We start from the raw sequence: 18,076 nt of genomic DNA, 5'->3' as shown, positions 1-18,076 counted from the left end.
TAAACTGACTTCCCTTGCCTCTGCCGAGCGTTCCATGCCCGACTTGCTCGACCGTTACCCGCTCACTGCGGGCACCTATCACGAACTGCTCGACGACAGTGGCGCGGTGCGTGCCCATTGGCAGCGCCTGCTCGATCACCTGCAACGCAGTACGCCCGTGCAACTGGCCCAGCGCCAGGCGTTGCTGACCCGGCAGATCCAGGAAAACGGCGTGACCTACAACGTCTACGCCGACCCCAAGGGCGCCGACCGCCCGTGGGAGCTGGACTTGCTGCCCCATGTGCTGGCCGCCGATGAGTGGCAGCACCTGTCGGCCGGCATCGCCCAACGGGCGCGTTTGCTCAATGCCGTGCTCGCCGACCTGTACGGCCCGCAGCGCTTGATCAAAGAAGGCCTGTTGCCGGCGGAGCTGGTGTTTGGGCACAACAACTTCCTGTGGCCGTGCCAGGGCATTCAGCCACCGGACGGCGCGTTTCTACACCTGTATGCCGTGGACCTGGCGCGCACCCCGGATGGCCGTTGGTGGGTCACCGCCGACCGTACCCAGGCGCCATCGGGCGCAGGTTACGCGCTGGAAAACCGCACCATCGTGTCCCGTGCATTCCCGGATCTGTACCGCGATTTGCAGGTTCAACACCTCACCGGTTTCTTCCGCACGCTCCAGGAAACCCTGGCCCGCCAGGCGCCCGGTGATGACCAGCCACCGTTGATCGTGCTGCTCACGCCGGGGCGTTTCAACGAAAGCTATTTCGAACACCTCTACCTGGCGCGCCAGCTCGGCTACCCATTGGTAGAAGGCGGCGACCTCACGGTGCGCGACAGCACGGTGTTCCTCAAAACCCTCAGCGGCCTGCGCCGGGTGCACGCGATCATGCGGCGCCTGGATGACGATTTCTGCGACCCGCTGGAGCTGCGCACCGACTCGGCGCTGGGCGTGCCCGGCCTGCTGGATGCGGTGCGCCAGGGCAATGTGCTGGTGGCCAATGCCTTGGGCAGCGGCGTGCTGGAGTCGCCCGGTTTGCTCGGCTTTCTGCCGAAGATCAACGAGTTTTTGTTTGGTGAAGAACTGATCCTGCCGTCCATCGCCACCTGGTGGTGCGGCGAGGCGCCGGTGCTGGCCGAAGCCTTGGAAAAGCTGCCGGAATTGCTGATCAAACCAGCGTTTCCTTCGCAAAGCTTCGCGCCGGTATTCGGCCGCGATTTGAACGAAGAGCAACGCCTGGCCCTGGCCGAGCGCATGCGTGCGCGGCCTTACGCCTATGTGGCCCAGGAGCTGGCGCAATTGTCCCAGGCGCCGGTATGGCACACCGTCGACGACCATCTGCAACACCGTGCCATCGGCATGCGCGTGTACGCGGTGGCCAGCGCTGACGGCTACCGTGTACTGCCCGGCGGCCTGACTCGCGTGGCGGCTGAGGCGGATGCCGAAGTGGTGTCGATGCAGCGTGGTGGCGCGAGCAAAGACACGTGGGTGCTCGGCGATCGCGCTGTCGGCGGCGAGCATTGGCGCGCGCAACGGGCGATTGGCGTACATGATCTGGTGCGGCGCGACCCTTATCTGCCGTCGCGCGTAGTGGAAAACCTGTTCTGGTTTGGCCGTTACTGCGAACGCTGTGATGACAGCGCGCGCTGGCTGCGCATTGTGCTGGCGCGTTATGTCGATGGCGACGACCCGCAAGCCTTGCAGGCCGCTGTCGAGCTGGGCGAGACCCTGCGCTTGTTGCCGGAGGAGGGCGAACTGCCCGAGCGCCTGCTTGCCGCTTTGCTCGGCGATGACTGGCCGTCGAGCCTGCGCGCCAACCTGCAACGCTTGCAGTGGGCGGCGTCCCAGGTGCGTGGCAAGTTGTCCCGCGAGAACTGGCAAGCGCTAGTGGAGTTGCAGCGCGAAGCCCTGGAGTTGGAAAGCGAGGCCCCGGATTTTGGCGAGTTGCTGGACTTCCTCAACCGCCTGGTGATGTCCCTGGCGGCGCTGTCCGGGTTTGCCCTGGATGACATGACCCGTGATGAAGGCTGGCGCTTTTTGATGATGGGCCGGCGTATTGAGCGCCTGCAATTTCTCAGCAGCAGCCTCGCCGCGTTCCTGCGTGGCGTGGCGGTATTTGATCAGGCCGGGCTGGAATGGCTGCTGGAGCTGGGCAATAGCAGCATCACCTATCGCTCGCGTTACCTGGCCGTGCCGCAACTGATCCCGGTGCTCGACTTGTTGCTGCTCGATGAGCAGAACCCGCATGCGGTGCTGTTCCAGTTGAAGCTGGTCAGCCGCACCCTGCGGCGTCTCAATGATGACTTTGGCGTGCCACGGGAAACCGGCCTGGCGCCGTTGGTGGAGCGCCTGTCGCGTTTTGATCTGGGCTGCCTGGAGAACCCGCTGTTCGGCGAATCCAGCGTACGTGCCGCGTTGGACGGCCTGGCGGACCTGCTGCAAGCGGTCGCCGATGAGAGCGGGCAAGTGTCGGATCGCCTGGCGTTGCGCCACTTTGCCCATGTGGATGATGTCAGCCAGCAAACGGTGTCGGTGTGATGAGTGCGCGCTATCAGATCTTTCACGATACCCATTACCACTACGACAGCCCGGTGTCCCTGGCCCAGCAGTTGGCACACCTGTGGCCGCGCCCATGTGCGTGGCAGCGCTGCAGTTCCCAGCAATTGGATATCAGCCCGCAGCCGTCGTCGCGTCGTGATGAGCTGGACGTGTTCGGCAACCCGATCACCCGGCTGGCGTTCGAACGGCCCCATGATGAATTGCTGGTCAATGCCGGGCTGACCGTGGAAGTGCTGGCGCGGCCGGCGCTGGATTTCCAGCAGTCACCGCCTTGGGACCAGACGCGCGACAGCCTGACCTACAGCAGCCAGGTGCTGTCGCCGGAGATGCTCGAAGCCTGCCGTTATCGCTTCGAGTCGCCCTACGTGCACCTGAAGAGCACCTTCGTCGAGTTCTCCGAAAGCTGCTTCCCGCCAGGCGTGCCGTTGCTGCTGGGCGTGCAGGCCTTGATGCAGAAGATCTTCAGCGAATTCACCTTCGATGCCGAAGCCACCCAGGTCGCCACGCCCTTGGTGGAAGTGCTGGAGCGCCGACGCGGCGTGTGCCAGGACTTCGCTCACCTGATGCTCGCGTGCCTGCGCTCGCGGGGCCTGGCCGCGCGTTACATCAGCGGCTACCTGCTGACCCAGCCACCGCCCGGCCAGCCACGTCTGATCGGCGCCGATGCATCCCACGCCTGGGTCTCGGTGTTTTGCCCGGTGGCGGGCTGGGTGGATTTTGATCCGACGAATAACGTGCAGCCGGCACTGGAGCACATCACTCTGGCCTGGGGCCGTGATTTCTCGGATGTGTCGCCGTTGCGTGGGGTGATTCTGGGAGGAGGGAACCATGACCCGGAGGTTCGGGTGACGGTGATGCCGCTGGAGTAACAGTGGGTTGGGGTGAGCAGGGAGGGCCTGCTCACCTCAACAAAATTTATTCCGCCGGGTCTTTCGGTGTCTCGGTGTCATCAGCAGCCACTTCGCCTTCAGCATCCGGGTTCAGTGCGCCTGCTTCTTCATCTGCAGCGGCTTTCTTGCGTTGCAGCTTTTCCTCTTTCTTCTGCTCCTTGGCCAAGTCTCTCTGACGTTTGGCGAAGGAGTAATTAGGTTTGGCCATGGGCGATCCTCTAGGGTCGAAGGTGAGGGTGGGCGGCGCGCAGCTGCCTTGGGTCGCTATGGTAGCAGCTTAGCAGCGCGATTGGCCTTCACTTACCGCAGGCATACGCGGCCAAGAGGCCGTTGAAGAACTGATTGAAGTGCATGGCAGACGCTCCGGTGGGTGATGGAGCGATCATAAGCGGGTGGCTGTTGTTTGGCTGGTAGATTGTGTTGATCAGTCTGATAGCCTAAAGTTGTATACAATCTGTTGATTCAGATCATAAGAATTTCAGCCTGCTTGGGGCACCCTAGTCGCAATACGCGTTTTTTAAACCCTGCCTTGGAGATTCACATGTTTGCCAAAATCGTTGCTGTTTCCCTGCTGACACTGGCGAGCGGCCAGTTGCTTGCTGCAGAGTGCGCGGTCACTGTTGATTCCACCGACCAGATGTCCTTCAACACCAAAGAAATCACCATCGACAAGAGCTGCAAGAAGTTCACCGTGAACCTTGAACACTCCGGCAGCTTGCCGAAAAACGTCATGGGCCATAACTGGGTGCTGAGTTCCGCCGCCGACATGCCGGGCGTTGCCAGCGACGGCATGGCCGCTGGTATCGACAAAAACTACCTCAAAGACGGCGACACTCGCATCATTGCTCACACCAAGATCATTGGTGCTGGTGAGAAAGATTCGGTGACCTTTGATGTGTCGAAACTGGCTGCCGGCACGGATTACGCGTTCTTCTGCTCGTTCCCGGGCCACATCTCGATGATGAAAGGCACTGTGGTAGTCAAGTAACACCGCGTTATCGTTCATCGCAGGCAAGCCAGCTCCCACATTTGACCGCGTTCCCCTGTTGGAACTCGGTCAAGTGTGGGAGCTGGCTTGTCGAATCGTCGCACCGCTGCGATTGCGGTCTACCTCACGGCGCGAAGGGCATGACGCGCTTGTGCTCAGTCTTGCGATACGTGTCGCAGATAATCTTGAACGCTTCCTCACGCACCGGCTCGCCGTGCAGGAACGCATCGATCTCGGCGTAGGTCACGCCGTGTGAGGCTTCGTCCGGTTTGCCCGGCGACAGGTCTTCAAGGTCGGCAGTCGGGATCTTCTCGACCAGCGACTCCGGCGCGCCAAAGTGCCGCGCAATCGCACGCACCTGGTTCTTCACCAATCCGCTCAGCGGCGCCAGGTCGCAGGCACCGTCACCGAACTTGGTGAAGAAACCCATCACCGCTTCCGCCGCATGGTCAGTGCCGATCACCAAACCACCGGCCGCGCCAGCGATGGTGTACTGCGCCACCATGCGCATGCGCGCCTTGGTGTTGCCCAGCACGAAATCACGCGACACCGCCGCCTTGCCTTCAAACGCCGCCACTTCATTGGCCAGGGATTTAACCGCCGGGCCGATGTTCACGGTGTGGCGTTCGTCCGGGTCGATAAAGTCCACCGACGCCTGGGCGTCGTGTTCGTCGAACTGGGTTTCGTAGGGCAGGCGCACCGCGATAAAACGGTAGGCTTCATCACCTGTGCTGGCGCGCAGTTCTTTCATTGCACGCTGGGCAAGCAGGCCGGCGGTCAGCGAGTCGACACCGCCGCTGATGCCCAGCACCAAGCTCTTGAGCCCGGAATTGCGCAGGCAGCCTTGGATAAACCCTACGCGGCGCGCCACTTCGGCCTCAAGGGCGGCCTGGTCGTTGAACGGTGCTTGGACCTTGAGCTGCTGCGCAATCTCACGCTGTACGGCTTGCATGATTCACTCCTTGCTGGAAAGGGCAGGTACTTTAAAAACGTGACGCAAATAGGCGACAAAATTCGGATCGGTGCAGTGGGTCTTGCCCGCCTCATCGGAAATTTTCGCGACGGGCTGGCCATTGCAGGCGGTCATTTTAAGCACGATGCTCATCGGTTCAACACCCGGAATGTCACAGGTCAGGTTGGTGCCGATACCGAAGCTGACATTAATGCGACCGCGCAATGCGCGGAAAATCTCCAGGGCCTTGGGCAGCGTCAGGCTGTCGGAGAACACCAGGGTCTTGCTCATCGGCTCGATACCGAGCTTGTGGTAGTGGGCGATGGCTTTTTCGGCCCATTGAATCGGGTCACCGGAGTCGTGGCGCAGGCCGTCGAAGAGCTTGGCGAAGTACAGGTCGAAATCGCCCAGGAACGCGTCGGTGGTGATGCAGTCGGTCAGCGCGATGCCGAGCAGGCCACGGTATTCGCGTACCCAGCAATCGAGGGCGGCGATCTGGCTGTCGATCAGGCGCGGGCCGAGTTGTTGGTGGGCCATGATCCATTCGTGGGCCATGGTGCCCAGCGGTTTCATGTCGAACTCGCGGGCCAGGTGCACGTTGCTGGTGCCGACAAAACGCCCGGGGAAGTCGTGCTTGAGCACGCTGACCACTTCTTCCTGCACGCGGTACGAGAAGCGCCGGCGGGTGCCGAAGTCGGCCACTTGCAGCTCCGAGAGCTCTTCGCTGCTGGCATTGGCGGACAGCCAGTCGAATTTGCGGTACAGCTGTTCGCGGGCCTGTTCGAGGATGACGGTCTGGTAGCGGTAGCGGTTACGCACTTCGCTGACGATGGCCAGCATCGGCACTTCAAACAGGATCACATGCAGCCACGGCCCACGCAGGCGGATAAACAGCTCGCCGTTCTCGATGCCGGTTTGCACATAGCGCAGGTTGAAGCGAAACAGCCCCAGAAAGCGCAGGAAGTCCGGCTTCATAAAGCTGATGCGTTCCAGGAAGCCCAACTGGTCGGGGCTCAGGCTCAACTCGGCGAGGCGTTCGATCTGGTAGCGGATTTCCGCCAGGTACGGGCGCAGGTCTTCACTGTTGCGGCAACGAAACTCCCATTCAACTTCCACGTTCGGGTAGTTGTGCAGCACCGCCTGCATCATGGTCAACTTGTAGAAGTCGGTGTCGAGCAAGTTCTGCACGATGCGATCGGCAAACACACTCTCGCTCATAACGGGAATCTCCAGACGGGTCGGCGATGGGCGCCGGCCTTTACGCACAATTAAGGAAGGGTGCTAGTGGCGCATAGACCTGTAGGGTTTTGCCAGTGATTTTTTCAGTGCGGCCACTGGCCTCATCGCAGGCAAGCCAGCTCCCACACTTGAAATGCATTCCAAAGGTGGGAGCTGGCTTGCCTGCGATAGCGGTGGTGCAGCCCAAAAAGAGCTAAACCTGCTCCATCATCCACTTCACAAACTCACGCACCTTGGGCACCTCCGCCGAATGCTCGGGATACGCCAGGTAATACGCATCCTGGCTGGGCATCGCATGCTGCCAGGGAATCACCAGCTTGCCCTCGGCCAGCTCTTCCTCCACCAGAAAGCGCGGCAACAAGGCCACGCCACAGCCGACCTGCGCCGCCCGAATGCACATATAAAAGGTATCAAAACGCGGCCCGTGGTAGCTGTGCTCGGTCTGGTAGCCCTGGCTGGCGAACCAGTCATGCCAGCCTTGCGGTCGCGAGGCGTTTTGCAGCAGCACCAGGTTGCTCAGTTGCGTGGGGTCGGTGAATGGCTGCGCAGGCAAGCTCTCTGGCGCACACACCGGCACCAACTCTTCGCTGAACAGTTTCAGGCTCTCGGTGCCCGGCCGTGAACGCTGGCCGAAGTAGAAAGCCATGTCGGCCTTGCCTTGCAACAGTTCGTCCGGCTCCTGCTCGTTGCACAGGTCCAGGTGGATCTGCGGGTGACGCAAACGCCAGCCCTTGAGGCGCGGCACCAGCCAGCGCGCGCCGAACGTGTAGGGCGTGGACACGCGCAGCACTTCGGTCTCGCCGCCGTAGGAGCGCAGGTAGTGGGTGGACATCTCCACTTGCGTGAGGATTTTGCGCACTTCCACCAGGTACAAATCCCCTGCCGGGGTCATCTGCAAGCGGCGGCGCACCCGGCGAAACAATAGGTGTTGGAGCAATTCTTCCAGCTGCGCGACCTGCTTGCTCACCGCGCTTTGCGTGAGGTTCAGTTCCTCGGCAGCGCGGGTGAAGCTCAGGTGGCGGGTGGCGGCTTCGAAACACTGCAGGGCGGTGATCGAGGGCAAATGTCTTTTATTCAGCACGGCACGCCTCTTTTTATTCTTTGCATGAGTAAACGGAATGATATCTCGCCTAATCGTCGTTTGTTGGCAAGTCTTGGGCCAGCTACAAATAAGGTCTGGATCGCCGTGTCTGTGGCGGCGCGAATTTTCTGTTTGAGTTTGAAGGAGTGACCCATGGTTGCCGCATTGCTTGACCGTCTCGGGGTAAACCCGGCGCTGTACCAGTCGGGTAAACAGCCCGTGCATTCGCCGATTGATGGCAGCCGTATCGGCAGTGTGCACTGGGAAGGTGCCGCTGAAGTGGAGCAGCAGGTCAGTCGCGCCGAGCATGCATTCGAGGCCTGGCGCAAGGTGCCGGCACCGCGTCGCGGCGAGCTGGTGCGCCAGTTCGGCGATGTATTGCGCGAATATAAAGCCGACCTGGGCGAGTTGGTGTCGTGGGAGGCCGGCAAGATCACCCAGGAAGGTTTGGGTGAAGTGCAGGAGATGATCGACATCTGCGACTTCGCCGTGGGCCTGTCCCGCCAGTTGTACGGCTTGACCATCGCCTCCGAGCGCCCAGGCCACCACATGCGTGAAACCTGGCACCCGCTGGGTGTGGTCGGCGTGATCAGCGCCTTCAACTTCCCGGTCGCCGTGTGGGCGTGGAACACCACGCTGGCGCTGGTGTGCGGCAACGCGGTGATCTGGAAACCCTCGGAAAAGACCCCGCTGACCGCCTTGGCCTGCCAGGCATTGTTCGAGCGCGTACTGAAGAAGTTCGACGGCGCCCCCGACTACCTCAGCCAAGTGATCATTGGCGGCCGTGACGCCGGTGCGGCGCTGGTGGATGACCCGCGCGTTGCGCTGATCAGCGCCACCGGCAGCACGCGCATGGGCCGCGAAGTGGCGCCGAAAGTCGCCGCACGTTTCGCCCGCAGCATCCTTGAGCTGGGCGGCAACAACGCGATGATCCTCGGCCCAAGCGCCGACCTCGACATGGCCGTGCGCGCCATTCTGTTCAGCGCCGTCGGCACTGCCGGCCAGCGTTGCACCACCTTGCGCCGTTTAATCGCCCATGAGTCGGTCAAGGAAGAAATCGTTACCCGTCTCAAAGCCGCCTATTCCAAAGTGCGCATCGGCCACCCGCTGGAAGGCAACCTGATCGGCCCGCTGATCGACAAGCACGGCTTCGAGAACATGCAGGACGCCCTGGAGCAAGCCTTGAGCGAAGGCGGCAAGGTGTTCGGCGGCAAGCGCCAGCTGGAAGACAAGTTCCCGAATGCCTACTACGTGTCGCCGGCCATTGTGGAGATGCCCGAGCAAAGTGACGTGGTGTGTACCGAAACCTTCGCGCCGATTCTGTATGTGGTTGGCTACAGCGACTTCACCGAAGCCTTGCGCCTGAATAACGCCGTGCCGCAAGGCCTGTCCTCGTGCATCTTCACCACCGACGTGCGTGAAGCCGAGCAGTTCATGTCGGCGGTGGGCAGTGACTGCGGCATCGCCAACGTCAACATCGGCCCGAGCGGCGCGGAGATTGGTGGCGCGTTTGGTGGTGAGAAAGAGACCGGTGGTGGGCGTGAGTCGGGTTCGGATGCATGGCGCGGGTATATGCGTCGCCAGACCAATACCGTGAACTACTCGTTGGAGCTGCCCTTGGCCCAAGGCATCACCTTCGACTGATCCCCCAAGTCGAAGTGGGATCAATGTGGGAGCTGGCTTGCCTGCGATAGCGGTGGTGGCTGATACACCGCTATCGCAGGCAAGCCAGCTCCCACATTTGGTCTCATTTGCAATTCAGAACAATAGTTGTTTGTTGGGTCTCATCGGAGTCTGGCAATGGCACTACGCGAAACATGTTTATGGGAACAACTCACCCCAGGCCGGCCCGATCGCGCCGCGCTCAAGGGCGAGGTCAAGGTTGATGTGTGCGTGATCGGTGCCGGTATCACCGGCTTGTCGGCCGCCATTCACCTGCTGGAGCAAGGCAAAAGCGTCGCCGTGCTGGAGGCTCATCGCACCGGCCATGGCGGTTCGGGGCGTAACGTCGGGCTGGTCAACGCCGGTATGTGGATCCCGCCGGACGAGATCGAAGCGGGTTTCGGCGAAGCGGTGGGCAGCCAGCTCAACCGCATGCTGGGCGCGGCGCCGTCGCTGGTGTTCAGCCTGATCGACAAATACAAGATTGATTGCCAACTGCGCCGTGAGGGCACCTTGCACATGGCGCATAACGCCCGTGGCGAGGCGGATTTGCGCAGTCGCGAAGAACAGTGGAAGCGCCGTGGCGCCCCCGTCGAGCTGCTGACGGGCCAGGCGTGCGAACAGGCCACCGGCACCAAAAAGATCGCCGCCGCCCTGCTGGACCGGCGCGCTGGCACCTTGAACCCAATGGCCTACACCACTGGCCTGGCGAATGCGGCTGTGGGACTTGGCGGGCAACTGTTCGATCATTCGCCGGTCACGCAACTTGAACGCCAAGGTGCACTCTGGTCGGTGCAGACCGCCCAGGGTTCAGTGCAGGCGGCGCAAGTGGTGATCGCCTCCAACGCCTATACCGAAGGCGAATGGACCGAGCTGCGGCGCAACTTCTTTCCCGGTTACTACTACCAGGTCGCCTCGGCCCCGCTGACGGACGAAGCCGCGCAACATATCCTCCCCGGCGGGCAGGGCTCGTGGGACACACGCCAGGTGTTAAGCAGCATCCGCCGCGACGCGGATGGCCGCTTGTTGCTCGGCAGCCTGGGCAATGGCAACCAGAAACCGACGTGGTTCCTCAAGGCGTGGGCCGATCGGGTGCAGCAGCATTACTTCCCGTACCTCAAATCGGTGCAGTGGGAATGCACTTGGACCGGCTGCATCGCCTTCACCCCGGACCACCTGATGCGCCTGTTCGAGCCGGCCCCCGGTCTGGTCGCCGTCACCGGTTATAACGGCCGCGGCGTGACCACGGGCAGTGTGGTGGGCAAGGCCTTTGCCGACTACTTATGTCACCAGGATCCCCAGGCGTTGCCGATCCCGTTTGCGCCGATGCAACCGCTCGCCGGAGTGGGCCTGCGCAGTTGCCTGTATGAAGCGGGGTTCTCGCTGTATCACGCCGGGCAATGCCTGCGGATCGTGGTCTGATCAGCGAAATACCTGTCAAAAGCCTGCATCTTCTTAGCAGGCTACTAATCTGTATTGGTGCAAGTCGTAGCAATCACGCACTGTAAATGTGCAGTTCCGTTACGCACATTGTTACAGCTGTAGGAACTGTCGTTTAGGCATCCGGTTGCAGGTGCGACCTGCCAGGGTTGTACTTTTTGGATTCATTGGTTGCACCTTTCGATGCTAGACGGTTGCACGTACTGGCAAAGGGAGTCGAAACGCCTGTAATAACAATGACACCGTGTCTTTTTGAAGAATAAAAAAGTAATGGCACGCGCCTTGCTCTGGGCTTTCCTGTGAAAGTTTGACGCGAATTCGTAGTGCCAATAAACAAAAACCTCGGAGCACCACTCATGTCCCAGACGTTTTACAAGAAAGGTTTTCTGGCCCTCGCCGTTGCAGCGGCGTTGGGTGTTTCTGCGTTTGTTCAAGCTGATGTGAAGATTGGCGTGGCAGGCCCGATGACGGGCGCCAACGCAGCTTTCGGTGAGCAGTACATGAAGGGTGCCCAGGCGGCAGCCGATGTTATCAACAAGGCCGGTGGCATCAACGGCGAGCAGATCAAACTGGTGGCAGGTGACGACGCCTGTGAGCCCAAGCAAGCCGTGGCCGTGGCCAACCGCTTGGCCGACCAGGACAAAGTGATCGGCGTGGTCGGGCACTTCTGCTCGTCCAACACCATCCCGGCGTCTGAAGTGTATGCCGATGCGGGCATCATCATGATTACCCCGGGCTCCACCAACCCACAGGTAACCGAGCGTGGTCTGAGCGCCGTGTTCCGCATGTGCGGGCGTGACGACCAGCAAGGCATCGTGGCCGGCGACTACATCGTCGACGTGCTCAAAGGCAAAAAAGTAGCGGTCATCAACGACAAGGACACCTACGGCAAAGGCCTGGCCGACGCTACTGCTGCCCAGTTGACCAAGCGCGGCGTCAAGCCGGTGCTGGAAGAAGGCCTGACCCGTGGCGAGAAAGACTTCAGCGCGCTGGTCACCAAAATCCGCTCCACTGGTGCGGACGTCGTGTACTTCGGCGGCCTGCACCCGGAAGCCGGTCCGCTGGTTCGCCAGATTCGTGAAGCCGGCCTCAAGGACGTCAAGTTCATGTCCGATGATGGTGTCGTGACCGACGAACTGGTGGCCACCGCTGGCGGCAAGCAATACGTGGATGGTGTGTACATGACTTTCGGCGCCGACCCGCGCCTGCTGCCAGACAGCAAAACCGTGGTGGAAGAGTTCCGTAAAAACGGCACTGAGCCAGAAGGCTACACCCTGTACGCCTACGCCTCGATCCAGGCCCTGGCGGCTGGCTTCAACGGCGCCAAATCCAACAAGGGCGAAGACGCCGCCAAGTGGCTCAAGGCTCACCCGGTGAAAACCGTGATGGGCGAAAAAGCCTGGGATACCAAGGGCGACCTGAAAATCTCCGACTACGTGGTTTACCAGTGGGATAAAGACGGCAAATACCACCAGTTGGAAAAGCAGAAGTAAGAACAAGCACCACGGAACCCATGTAGGAGCGGGCTTGTTGTGGGAGCTGGCTTGCCTGCGATACAGGCACCTCGGTACTTCAGTAATACCCAGGTGATGCAATCGCAGGCAAGCCAGCTCCCACACAAGCCAGCTCCCACACAGGGCCCCGCTCCCACAGGGAGTGGTGTTGATATCGATATCTGTCTTTTCCTCCAGAAGCGCCGCGCACTCAACCGTGTGCAGGTGCTCACCGCGTGAGATTGCGTTATGGATGGTATTTTCCTGCAGCAACTGGTCAACGGCCTGACCCTCGGGTCGGTCTACGGCCTGATCGCCATCGGCTACACAATGGTCTATGGCATCATTGGCATGATCAACTTCGCCCACGGCGAGGTTTATATGATTTCCGCTTACCTCGCGGCGATCAGTCTGGCACTGCTGGCTTACTTCGGCATCGAATCCTTCCCGCTGCTCATTCTCGGCACTCTGATCTTCACCGTGGTCGTCACCGGCGTGTACGGTTGGGTCATCGAGCGTGTCGCCTACAAACCGCTGCGTAACTCCACCCGGCTGGCACCGTTAATCAGCGCCATCGGTATCTCCCTGATCCTGCAAAACTATGCGCAGATCGCTCAGGGCGCGAAACAACAAGGCATTCCAACCCTGCTGGCCGGCGCCTGGCGCGTCGATATCGGCACGGGCTTCGTGCAGTTGACCTACACCAAGGTGTTTATCCTGGTGGCCGCGTTTCTCGGCATGGGCCTGCTGACCTACATCATCAAATACACCAAGCTCGGCCGCATGTGCCGCGCCACCCAGCAAGACCGCAAGATGGCCTCGATCCTGGGCATCAACACCGACCGCGTGATCTCCTACGTGTTCGTCATCGGTGCCGCCATGGCCGCCCTGGCCGGCGTGCTGATCACCCTCAACTACGGCACCTTCGACTTCTATGCCGGCTTCATCATCGGCATCAAGGCATTTACCGCAGCGGTACTCGGCGGCATCGGCTCCCTGCCTGGGGCGATGTTGGGCGGGATCATCCTGGGTATCTCCGAGTCGTTGTTTTCGGGGTTGATCAACTCTGACTACAAAGACGTGTTCAGCTTCTCCCTGCTGGTGGTGATTCTGATCTTCCGTCCTCAGGGCCTGCTTGGTCGCCCACTCGTGGCTAAGGTGTAAACATGTCTGCTGCCAAATCTATCGATATCAAGAAAAGTGTGGTCGATACGGTCCTTGCCGGGCTGATTTCGTTGATCGTGTTCGGTCCGATTGTCGGCGTGGTCCTCGACGGGTATAGCTTTAACCTCGAGCCTGCGCGGGTGGCCACGTTGGTCGCCATCGTGATGGCCGGGCGCTTTGCCTTGAGCCTGTTCCTGCAAACCCCCAAGGGCGTGAAGATCCTGCAGGGTTTCGAGAGCAGTGGCTCCGGCGTGCACGTGTTGCCGCCGGACTACAAATCGCGGCTGCGCTGGATCATCCCGGCACTGATCGTGATCGCGATCGTGTTCCCGATCTTCGCCAACAAGTACCTGCTGACCGTGGTGATTCTCGGGCTGATCTACGTGTTGCTCGGCCTTGGCCTGAACATCGTGGTGGGCCTGGCCGGTTTGCTCGACCTGGGTTACGTGGCGTTCTACGCCATCGGCGCCTACGGCCTGGCGCTCGGTTATCAATACCTGGGCCTGGGCTTCTGGAGTGTGTTGCCCCTGGCGGCCATCGCTGCCGCGCTGGCGGGCTGCATACTCGGGTTCCCGGTGTTGCGAATGCACGGTGACTACCTCGCGATCGTGACCCTGGGCTTTGGTGAGATCATCCGCCTGGTGCTCAACAACTGGCTGTCGTTCACCGGTGGCCCCAACGGTATGCCGGTGCCTTCGCCGACCTTTCTCGGCCTGGAGTTCGGGCGCAAGGCCAAGGATGGCGGGATTCCGTTCCACGAGTTCTTCGGCATCGATTACAACCCCAACATCAAGTTCATGTTCATCTACATCGTGCTGTTCCTGGTGGTGCTGGCCGTGCTGTACATCAAGCACCGCCTGACCCGCATGCCAGTGGGCCGCGCCTGGGAAGCCTTGCGCGAAGATGAAATCGCCTGCCGTTCCATGGGCCTGAACCATGTACTGGTCAAGCTTTCGGCGTTCACCATCGGGGCCTCGACTGCGGGGCTGGCCGGGGTGTTCTTTGCCAGCTATCAGGGCTTCGTCAACCCGTCGTCGTTTACCTTCTTCGAGTCTGCGCTGATCCTGGCCATCGTGGTGTTGGGCGGCATGGGCTCGACAGTCGGTGTGGTGATTGCGGCGTTCGTCTTGACCGTCGCGCCGGAGTTGCTGCGCAGCTTCTCCGAGTACCGTGTGCTGCTGTTTGGCGTGTTGATGGTGGTGATGATGATTTGGCGGCCACGCGGGCTGATCCGCATCAGCCGAACCGGTGTGACCCCACGTAAAGGAGTGGCGCCATGAGCAAAGAAGTCGTCCTCTCCGTGGAACACCTGATGATGCACTTCGGTGGCATCAAGGCCTTGAGCGATGTGAGCCTCAAGGTCAAACGCAACTCGATCTTCGCCCTGATCGGCCCCAACGGCGCGGGCAAGACCACGGTGTTCAACTGCCTCACCGGCTTCTACAAAGCCAGCGGCGGCAAGATCGAACTGAACATTCGTGGCAAGCAGACCAACGTGATCCAGTTGCTCGGCGAGCGCTTCAAGGCCGTCGACTTTGTGTCGCCAAAAAGCTTCTTCAGCCGCGTGTACTACAAGATGTTCGGCGGCACCCACCTGGTCAACCGCGCAGGGTTGGCGCGGACCTTCCAGAACATTCGCCTGTTCAAGGAAATGTCGGTGCTGGAAAACCTGCTGGTGGCCCAGCACATGTGGGTCAACCGCAACATGCTGGCGGGCATCCTCAACACCAAGGGCTACCGCAAGGCCGAAAGCGATGCTCTCGACCACGCCTTCTATTGGCTGGAAGTGGTGGATCTGGTGGACTGCGCCAACCGCCTGGCCGGTGAGCTTTCCTACGGCCAGCAACGCCGCCTGGAAATCGCCCGCGCCATGTGCACCCGGCCGCAGATCATCTGCCTGGACGAGCCGGCAGCCGGCCTCAACCCGCAGGAAACCGAAGCCCTCAGCGCGATGATTCGCCTGCTGCGCGACGAACACGACCTGACAGTGGTGCTGATCGAACACGACATGGGCATGGTGATGAGTATTTCCGACCACATCGTGGTGCTCGACCACGGCAACGTGATCGCCGAAGGCGGCCCGGACGCGATCCGCAACGACCCGAAAGTGATTGCCGCCTACCTGGGCGCAGACGAAGAGGAGCTGGTATGAGTGCACCTATCCTCGAAATGAAGGACCTGGACGTGTTTTACGGCCCGATCCAGGCCCTGAAAAAAGTCTCGCTGCACATTAACGAAGGCGAAACCGTGAGCCTGATCGGCTCCAACGGCGCGGGTAAATCCACGCTGCTGATGTCGATTTTCGGCCAGCCGCGCGCCGAGTCCGGGCAAATTCTGTACAACGGCGTCGACATTACCCACAAGTCGTCCCACTACATCGCCTCCAACGGCATTGCGCAGTCGCCGGAAGGGCGGCGGGTGTTCCCCGACATGACCGTCGAGGAAAACCTGCTGATGGGCACCATCCCGATTGGTGACAAGTATGCGCAGGAAGACATGCAGCGCATGTTCGAGCTGTTCCCTCGGCTCAAGGAGCGGCGCACCCAGCGCGCAATGACCATGTCCGGTGGTGAGCAGCAAATGCTCGCCATCGCCCGCGCGCTGATGAGCCGGCCCAAACTGCTGTTGCTGGACGAACCGAGCCTGGGCCTGGCGCCCATTGTGGTGAAGCAGATCTTTTCCACACTGCGCGAGCTGGCCGCCACCGGGATGACTATCTTCCTGGTGGAACAGAACGCCAACCACGCGCTGCGCCTGTCGGACCGGGCCTATGTGATGGTCAACGGCGAGATTCGCCTGACGGGCACCGGCAAGGAATTGCTGGTGAATGAGGAAGTGCGCAACGCCTACCTCGGCGGGCATTGATCTAAAGGCCTGACGCAATAACCCCATGTGGGAACCGGCTCTCTGTGGGAGCTGGCTTGCCTGCGATGCAAGCACCTCGGTCTTTCAGGTAGACCGAGGAGATGCCATCGCAGGCAAGCCAGCTCCCACATGAAACGGTTCCCACAGGTGTTTTTGGGGTGTTTTCAGTGCTCCCGCCAAATTGTGGAAAACAAATCCAGCCCACCTCCAAAGCGCGACATATAGCCGCCGCAAATCCCTGTTTTGTCACAGTTTTGACTTGTCCCCATCCGCTGTGGAACCGGCTGTGGGTAACGTGGGAGTAGCTGGCTGCAAGCCTTTAAAACCGTGGCTTGCAGCGTGGTGGTTGTTTATTGATCAGCCGGTTTTTGCTGGCCTGCCGAGGGCTTTGTCAACCTGTTTAAAGACACAGGTATATGACTGATTTATGTCGGAACAGCCTGTGGATAAGTCTGTGACTAAACTCTGGAAAGACGGCCGCAGAGGCCGGAATGACTGGCCTGGAGCCATCGTTCGGATTTTCCCTCTTGCCATTGGGCTACATACGCCTTGGCCAAGGTCAAGCAAAAAACTTTCTGAAATCGCCTGCAAGCCTTGTATAGAGCGGCTTGGCGCTTTTTACACTTGCCCCCAAAGACTGTGGGCGCAGTTGTGGATAACCTGCGTGCATATGGCTGCACGCCACGTTCTATAAGGCTTTGCCTGAAGTGATCAAAAAACAACCAGTCGTGTATGAAGTTATGCGCTTAGCGGTTGCTGCAATCGCGGCGTAAGGGCATTCTGCTGGCTGTTTTTTTCCGATGCCCGCAAGGAGAACACCATGTCCGACACGCTGTTTATTACTGGCGCCACCTCTGGTTTTGGCGAAGCTTGCGCCCGTCGTTTTGCCGACGCTGGCTGGAAACTGGTGCTTACCGGCCGTCGTGCTGACCGTTTGAATGCCTTGGTCGAAGAGCTTTCCAAGCAGACCGAAGTGCATGGCCTGGTGGTGGACGTGCGTGACCGCAAGGGTATGGAGGAGGCCATCGCCAACCTGCCGCCGTCGTTCGCCAAGTTGCGCGGGCTGATCAACAACGCCGGCCTGGCCGTGGGCACCGACCCTGCGCCCAAGTGCAGCCTCGACGATTGGGAAACCATGGTCGACACCAACATCAAAGGCCTGCTGACCACCACCAACCTGCTGTTGCCGCGCCTGATCGCCCACGGCCGTGGCGCCGGCATCATCAACCTGGGGTCCATCGCCGGTAACTACCCGTACCCGGGCAGCCACGTGTATGGCGGTTCCAAGGCGTTCGTGAAGCAGTTCTCGCTGAACCTGCGTTGCGACCTGCAAGGCACTGGCGTGCGCGTGACCAACATCGAGCCAGGCCTGTGTGAGAGCGAGTTCTCGCTGGTGCGCTTTGGCGGTGACCAGGCGCGTTATGACGCGACCTATGCCGGTGCCGAGCCGATCCAGCCGCAGGACATTGCCGACACGATCTTCTGGGTGATGAATACCCCGGCGCACGTGAACATCAACCGGTTGGAGCTGATGCCGGTGAGCCAGACCTGGGCTGGGTTTGCGATTGAGCGTGGGGCCAAGGGCTGAAACTGATTGTTGTTGTTGTTGTTGTTGTTGTTGTTGTTGTTGTTGTTGTTGTTGTTGTTGTGGCGAGGGAGCTTGCTCCCGCCCGACGGCGTAGCCGCCGGTTCTATATTTCGTGCGTTGGCGGCTCTCCCGGGCCGCAGCCCTCCCCGTCCCCGCATCTCTCGGCTGTCTT

At 60.7% G+C, this 18,076-nt stretch carries 15 protein-coding genes; 11 read left to right on the top strand and 4 right to left on the bottom strand.

The window, feature by feature from the left end; translation table 11 throughout:
- Positions 1–34 precede the first annotated feature (34 nt).
- Both GIW48_RS07635 and GIW48_RS07630 read left to right on the top strand, forming a co-directional pair.
- Entirely contained in the window at positions 35–2,521 is a 2,487-nt protein-coding gene (locus GIW48_RS07635; RefSeq protein WP_017138446.1) for a circularly permuted type 2 ATP-grasp protein, read from the top strand.
- Positions 2,521–3,411: a transglutaminase family protein gene (locus GIW48_RS07630; RefSeq protein WP_170040302.1), complete on the top strand. Its 891-nt coding sequence runs from the start codon at positions 2,521–2,523 to the stop codon at positions 3,409–3,411. The genes GIW48_RS07635 and GIW48_RS07630 overlap by 1 nt, the downstream gene beginning before the upstream one ends.
- Positions 3,412–3,457: 46 nt before the next feature.
- Here GIW48_RS07630 and GIW48_RS07625 read toward each other — a convergent pair whose 3' ends face one another.
- Positions 3,458–3,640, bottom strand: coding sequence for a hypothetical protein (locus GIW48_RS07625; RefSeq protein WP_017138444.1), 183 nt, complete (start codon positions 3,638–3,640; stop codon positions 3,458–3,460).
- 333 nt (positions 3,641–3,973) lie between these two features.
- On the opposite strand from GIW48_RS07625, the gene azu reads away from it, so the two are divergent.
- Positions 3,974–4,420 carry an azurin gene (azu, locus tag GIW48_RS07620; protein WP_017138443.1) on the top strand — a complete coding sequence of 149 codons (447 nt, stop codon included), beginning with the start codon at positions 3,974–3,976 and terminating at the stop codon, positions 4,418–4,420.
- Between the two features lie 124 nt (positions 4,421–4,544).
- Here azu and nadE read toward each other — a convergent pair whose 3' ends face one another.
- The 3 genes from nadE to GIW48_RS07605 form a co-directional block, all read right to left on the bottom strand.
- The gene (nadE, locus tag GIW48_RS07615) at positions 4,545–5,372 is read right to left on the bottom strand and encodes an ammonia-dependent NAD(+) synthetase (RefSeq protein WP_017138442.1); all 828 of its coding nucleotides are present in this window, start codon (positions 5,370–5,372) and stop codon (positions 4,545–4,547) included.
- Between the two features lie 3 nt (positions 5,373–5,375).
- The gene (pncB, locus tag GIW48_RS07610) at positions 5,376–6,590 is read right to left on the bottom strand and encodes a nicotinate phosphoribosyltransferase (protein ID WP_017138441.1); all 1,215 of its coding nucleotides are present in this window, start codon (positions 6,588–6,590) and stop codon (positions 5,376–5,378) included.
- A 214-nt stretch (positions 6,591–6,804) separates the two neighbouring features.
- Positions 6,805–7,692 (bottom strand): LysR family transcriptional regulator, encoded by an 888-nt coding sequence (locus tag GIW48_RS07605; protein WP_017138440.1) that lies wholly within the window; start codon positions 7,690–7,692, stop codon positions 6,805–6,807.
- A gap of 153 nt (positions 7,693–7,845) precedes the next feature.
- On the opposite strand from GIW48_RS07605, the gene amaB reads away from it, so the two are divergent.
- From amaB to GIW48_RS07565, 8 genes are all read left to right on the top strand, one after another.
- Positions 7,846–9,336 carry an L-piperidine-6-carboxylate dehydrogenase gene (gene amaB, locus GIW48_RS07600; protein WP_017138439.1) on the top strand — a complete coding sequence of 497 codons (1,491 nt, stop codon included), beginning with the start codon at positions 7,846–7,848 and terminating at the stop codon, positions 9,334–9,336.
- Positions 9,337–9,492: 156 nt separating this feature from the next.
- Positions 9,493–10,776, top strand: coding sequence for an L-pipecolate oxidase (gene amaA / locus GIW48_RS07595; protein ID WP_017136074.1), 1,284 nt, complete (start codon positions 9,493–9,495; stop codon positions 10,774–10,776).
- Positions 10,777–11,150: 374 nt separating this feature from the next.
- A complete protein-coding gene (locus tag GIW48_RS07590; protein WP_099548106.1) occupies positions 11,151–12,287 on the top strand; it encodes a branched-chain amino acid ABC transporter substrate-binding protein in 1,137 nt (378 codons plus the stop codon).
- Positions 12,288–12,536: 249 nt separating this feature from the next.
- A complete protein-coding gene (locus tag GIW48_RS07585; protein ID WP_017136076.1) occupies positions 12,537–13,451 on the top strand; it encodes an ABC transporter permease subunit in 915 nt (304 codons plus the stop codon).
- Between the two features lie 2 nt (positions 13,452–13,453).
- Positions 13,454–14,731 (top strand): high-affinity branched-chain amino acid ABC transporter permease LivM, encoded by a 1,278-nt coding sequence (livM, locus tag GIW48_RS07580; RefSeq protein ID WP_017136077.1) that lies wholly within the window; start codon positions 13,454–13,456, stop codon positions 14,729–14,731.
- Positions 14,728–15,603 (top strand): ABC transporter ATP-binding protein, encoded by an 876-nt coding sequence (locus GIW48_RS07575; RefSeq protein WP_017136078.1) that lies wholly within the window; start codon positions 14,728–14,730, stop codon positions 15,601–15,603. Before livM ends, GIW48_RS07575 begins: the two co-directional genes overlap by 4 nt.
- Positions 15,600–16,316 carry an ABC transporter ATP-binding protein gene (locus tag GIW48_RS07570; RefSeq protein WP_017136079.1) on the top strand — a complete coding sequence of 239 codons (717 nt, stop codon included), beginning with the start codon at positions 15,600–15,602 and terminating at the stop codon, positions 16,314–16,316. The genes GIW48_RS07575 and GIW48_RS07570 overlap by 4 nt, the downstream gene beginning before the upstream one ends.
- An 820-nt stretch (positions 16,317–17,136) precedes the next feature.
- On the top strand, positions 17,137–17,904 hold the full coding sequence (locus tag GIW48_RS07565) for an SDR family oxidoreductase (protein ID WP_017136080.1): 768 nt from the start codon (positions 17,137–17,139) through the stop codon (positions 17,902–17,904).
- Positions 17,905–18,076: the final 172 nt, after the last annotated feature.

This window comes from Pseudomonas sp. PA-6-3C (assembly GCF_021605825.1).
GTDB lineage: Bacteria > Pseudomonadota > Gammaproteobacteria > Pseudomonadales > Pseudomonadaceae > Aquipseudomonas > Aquipseudomonas edaphica.
The sequence above is the reverse complement of the archived record's forward strand: the minus strand, read 5'-3'. Positions and strand labels throughout refer to the sequence as shown.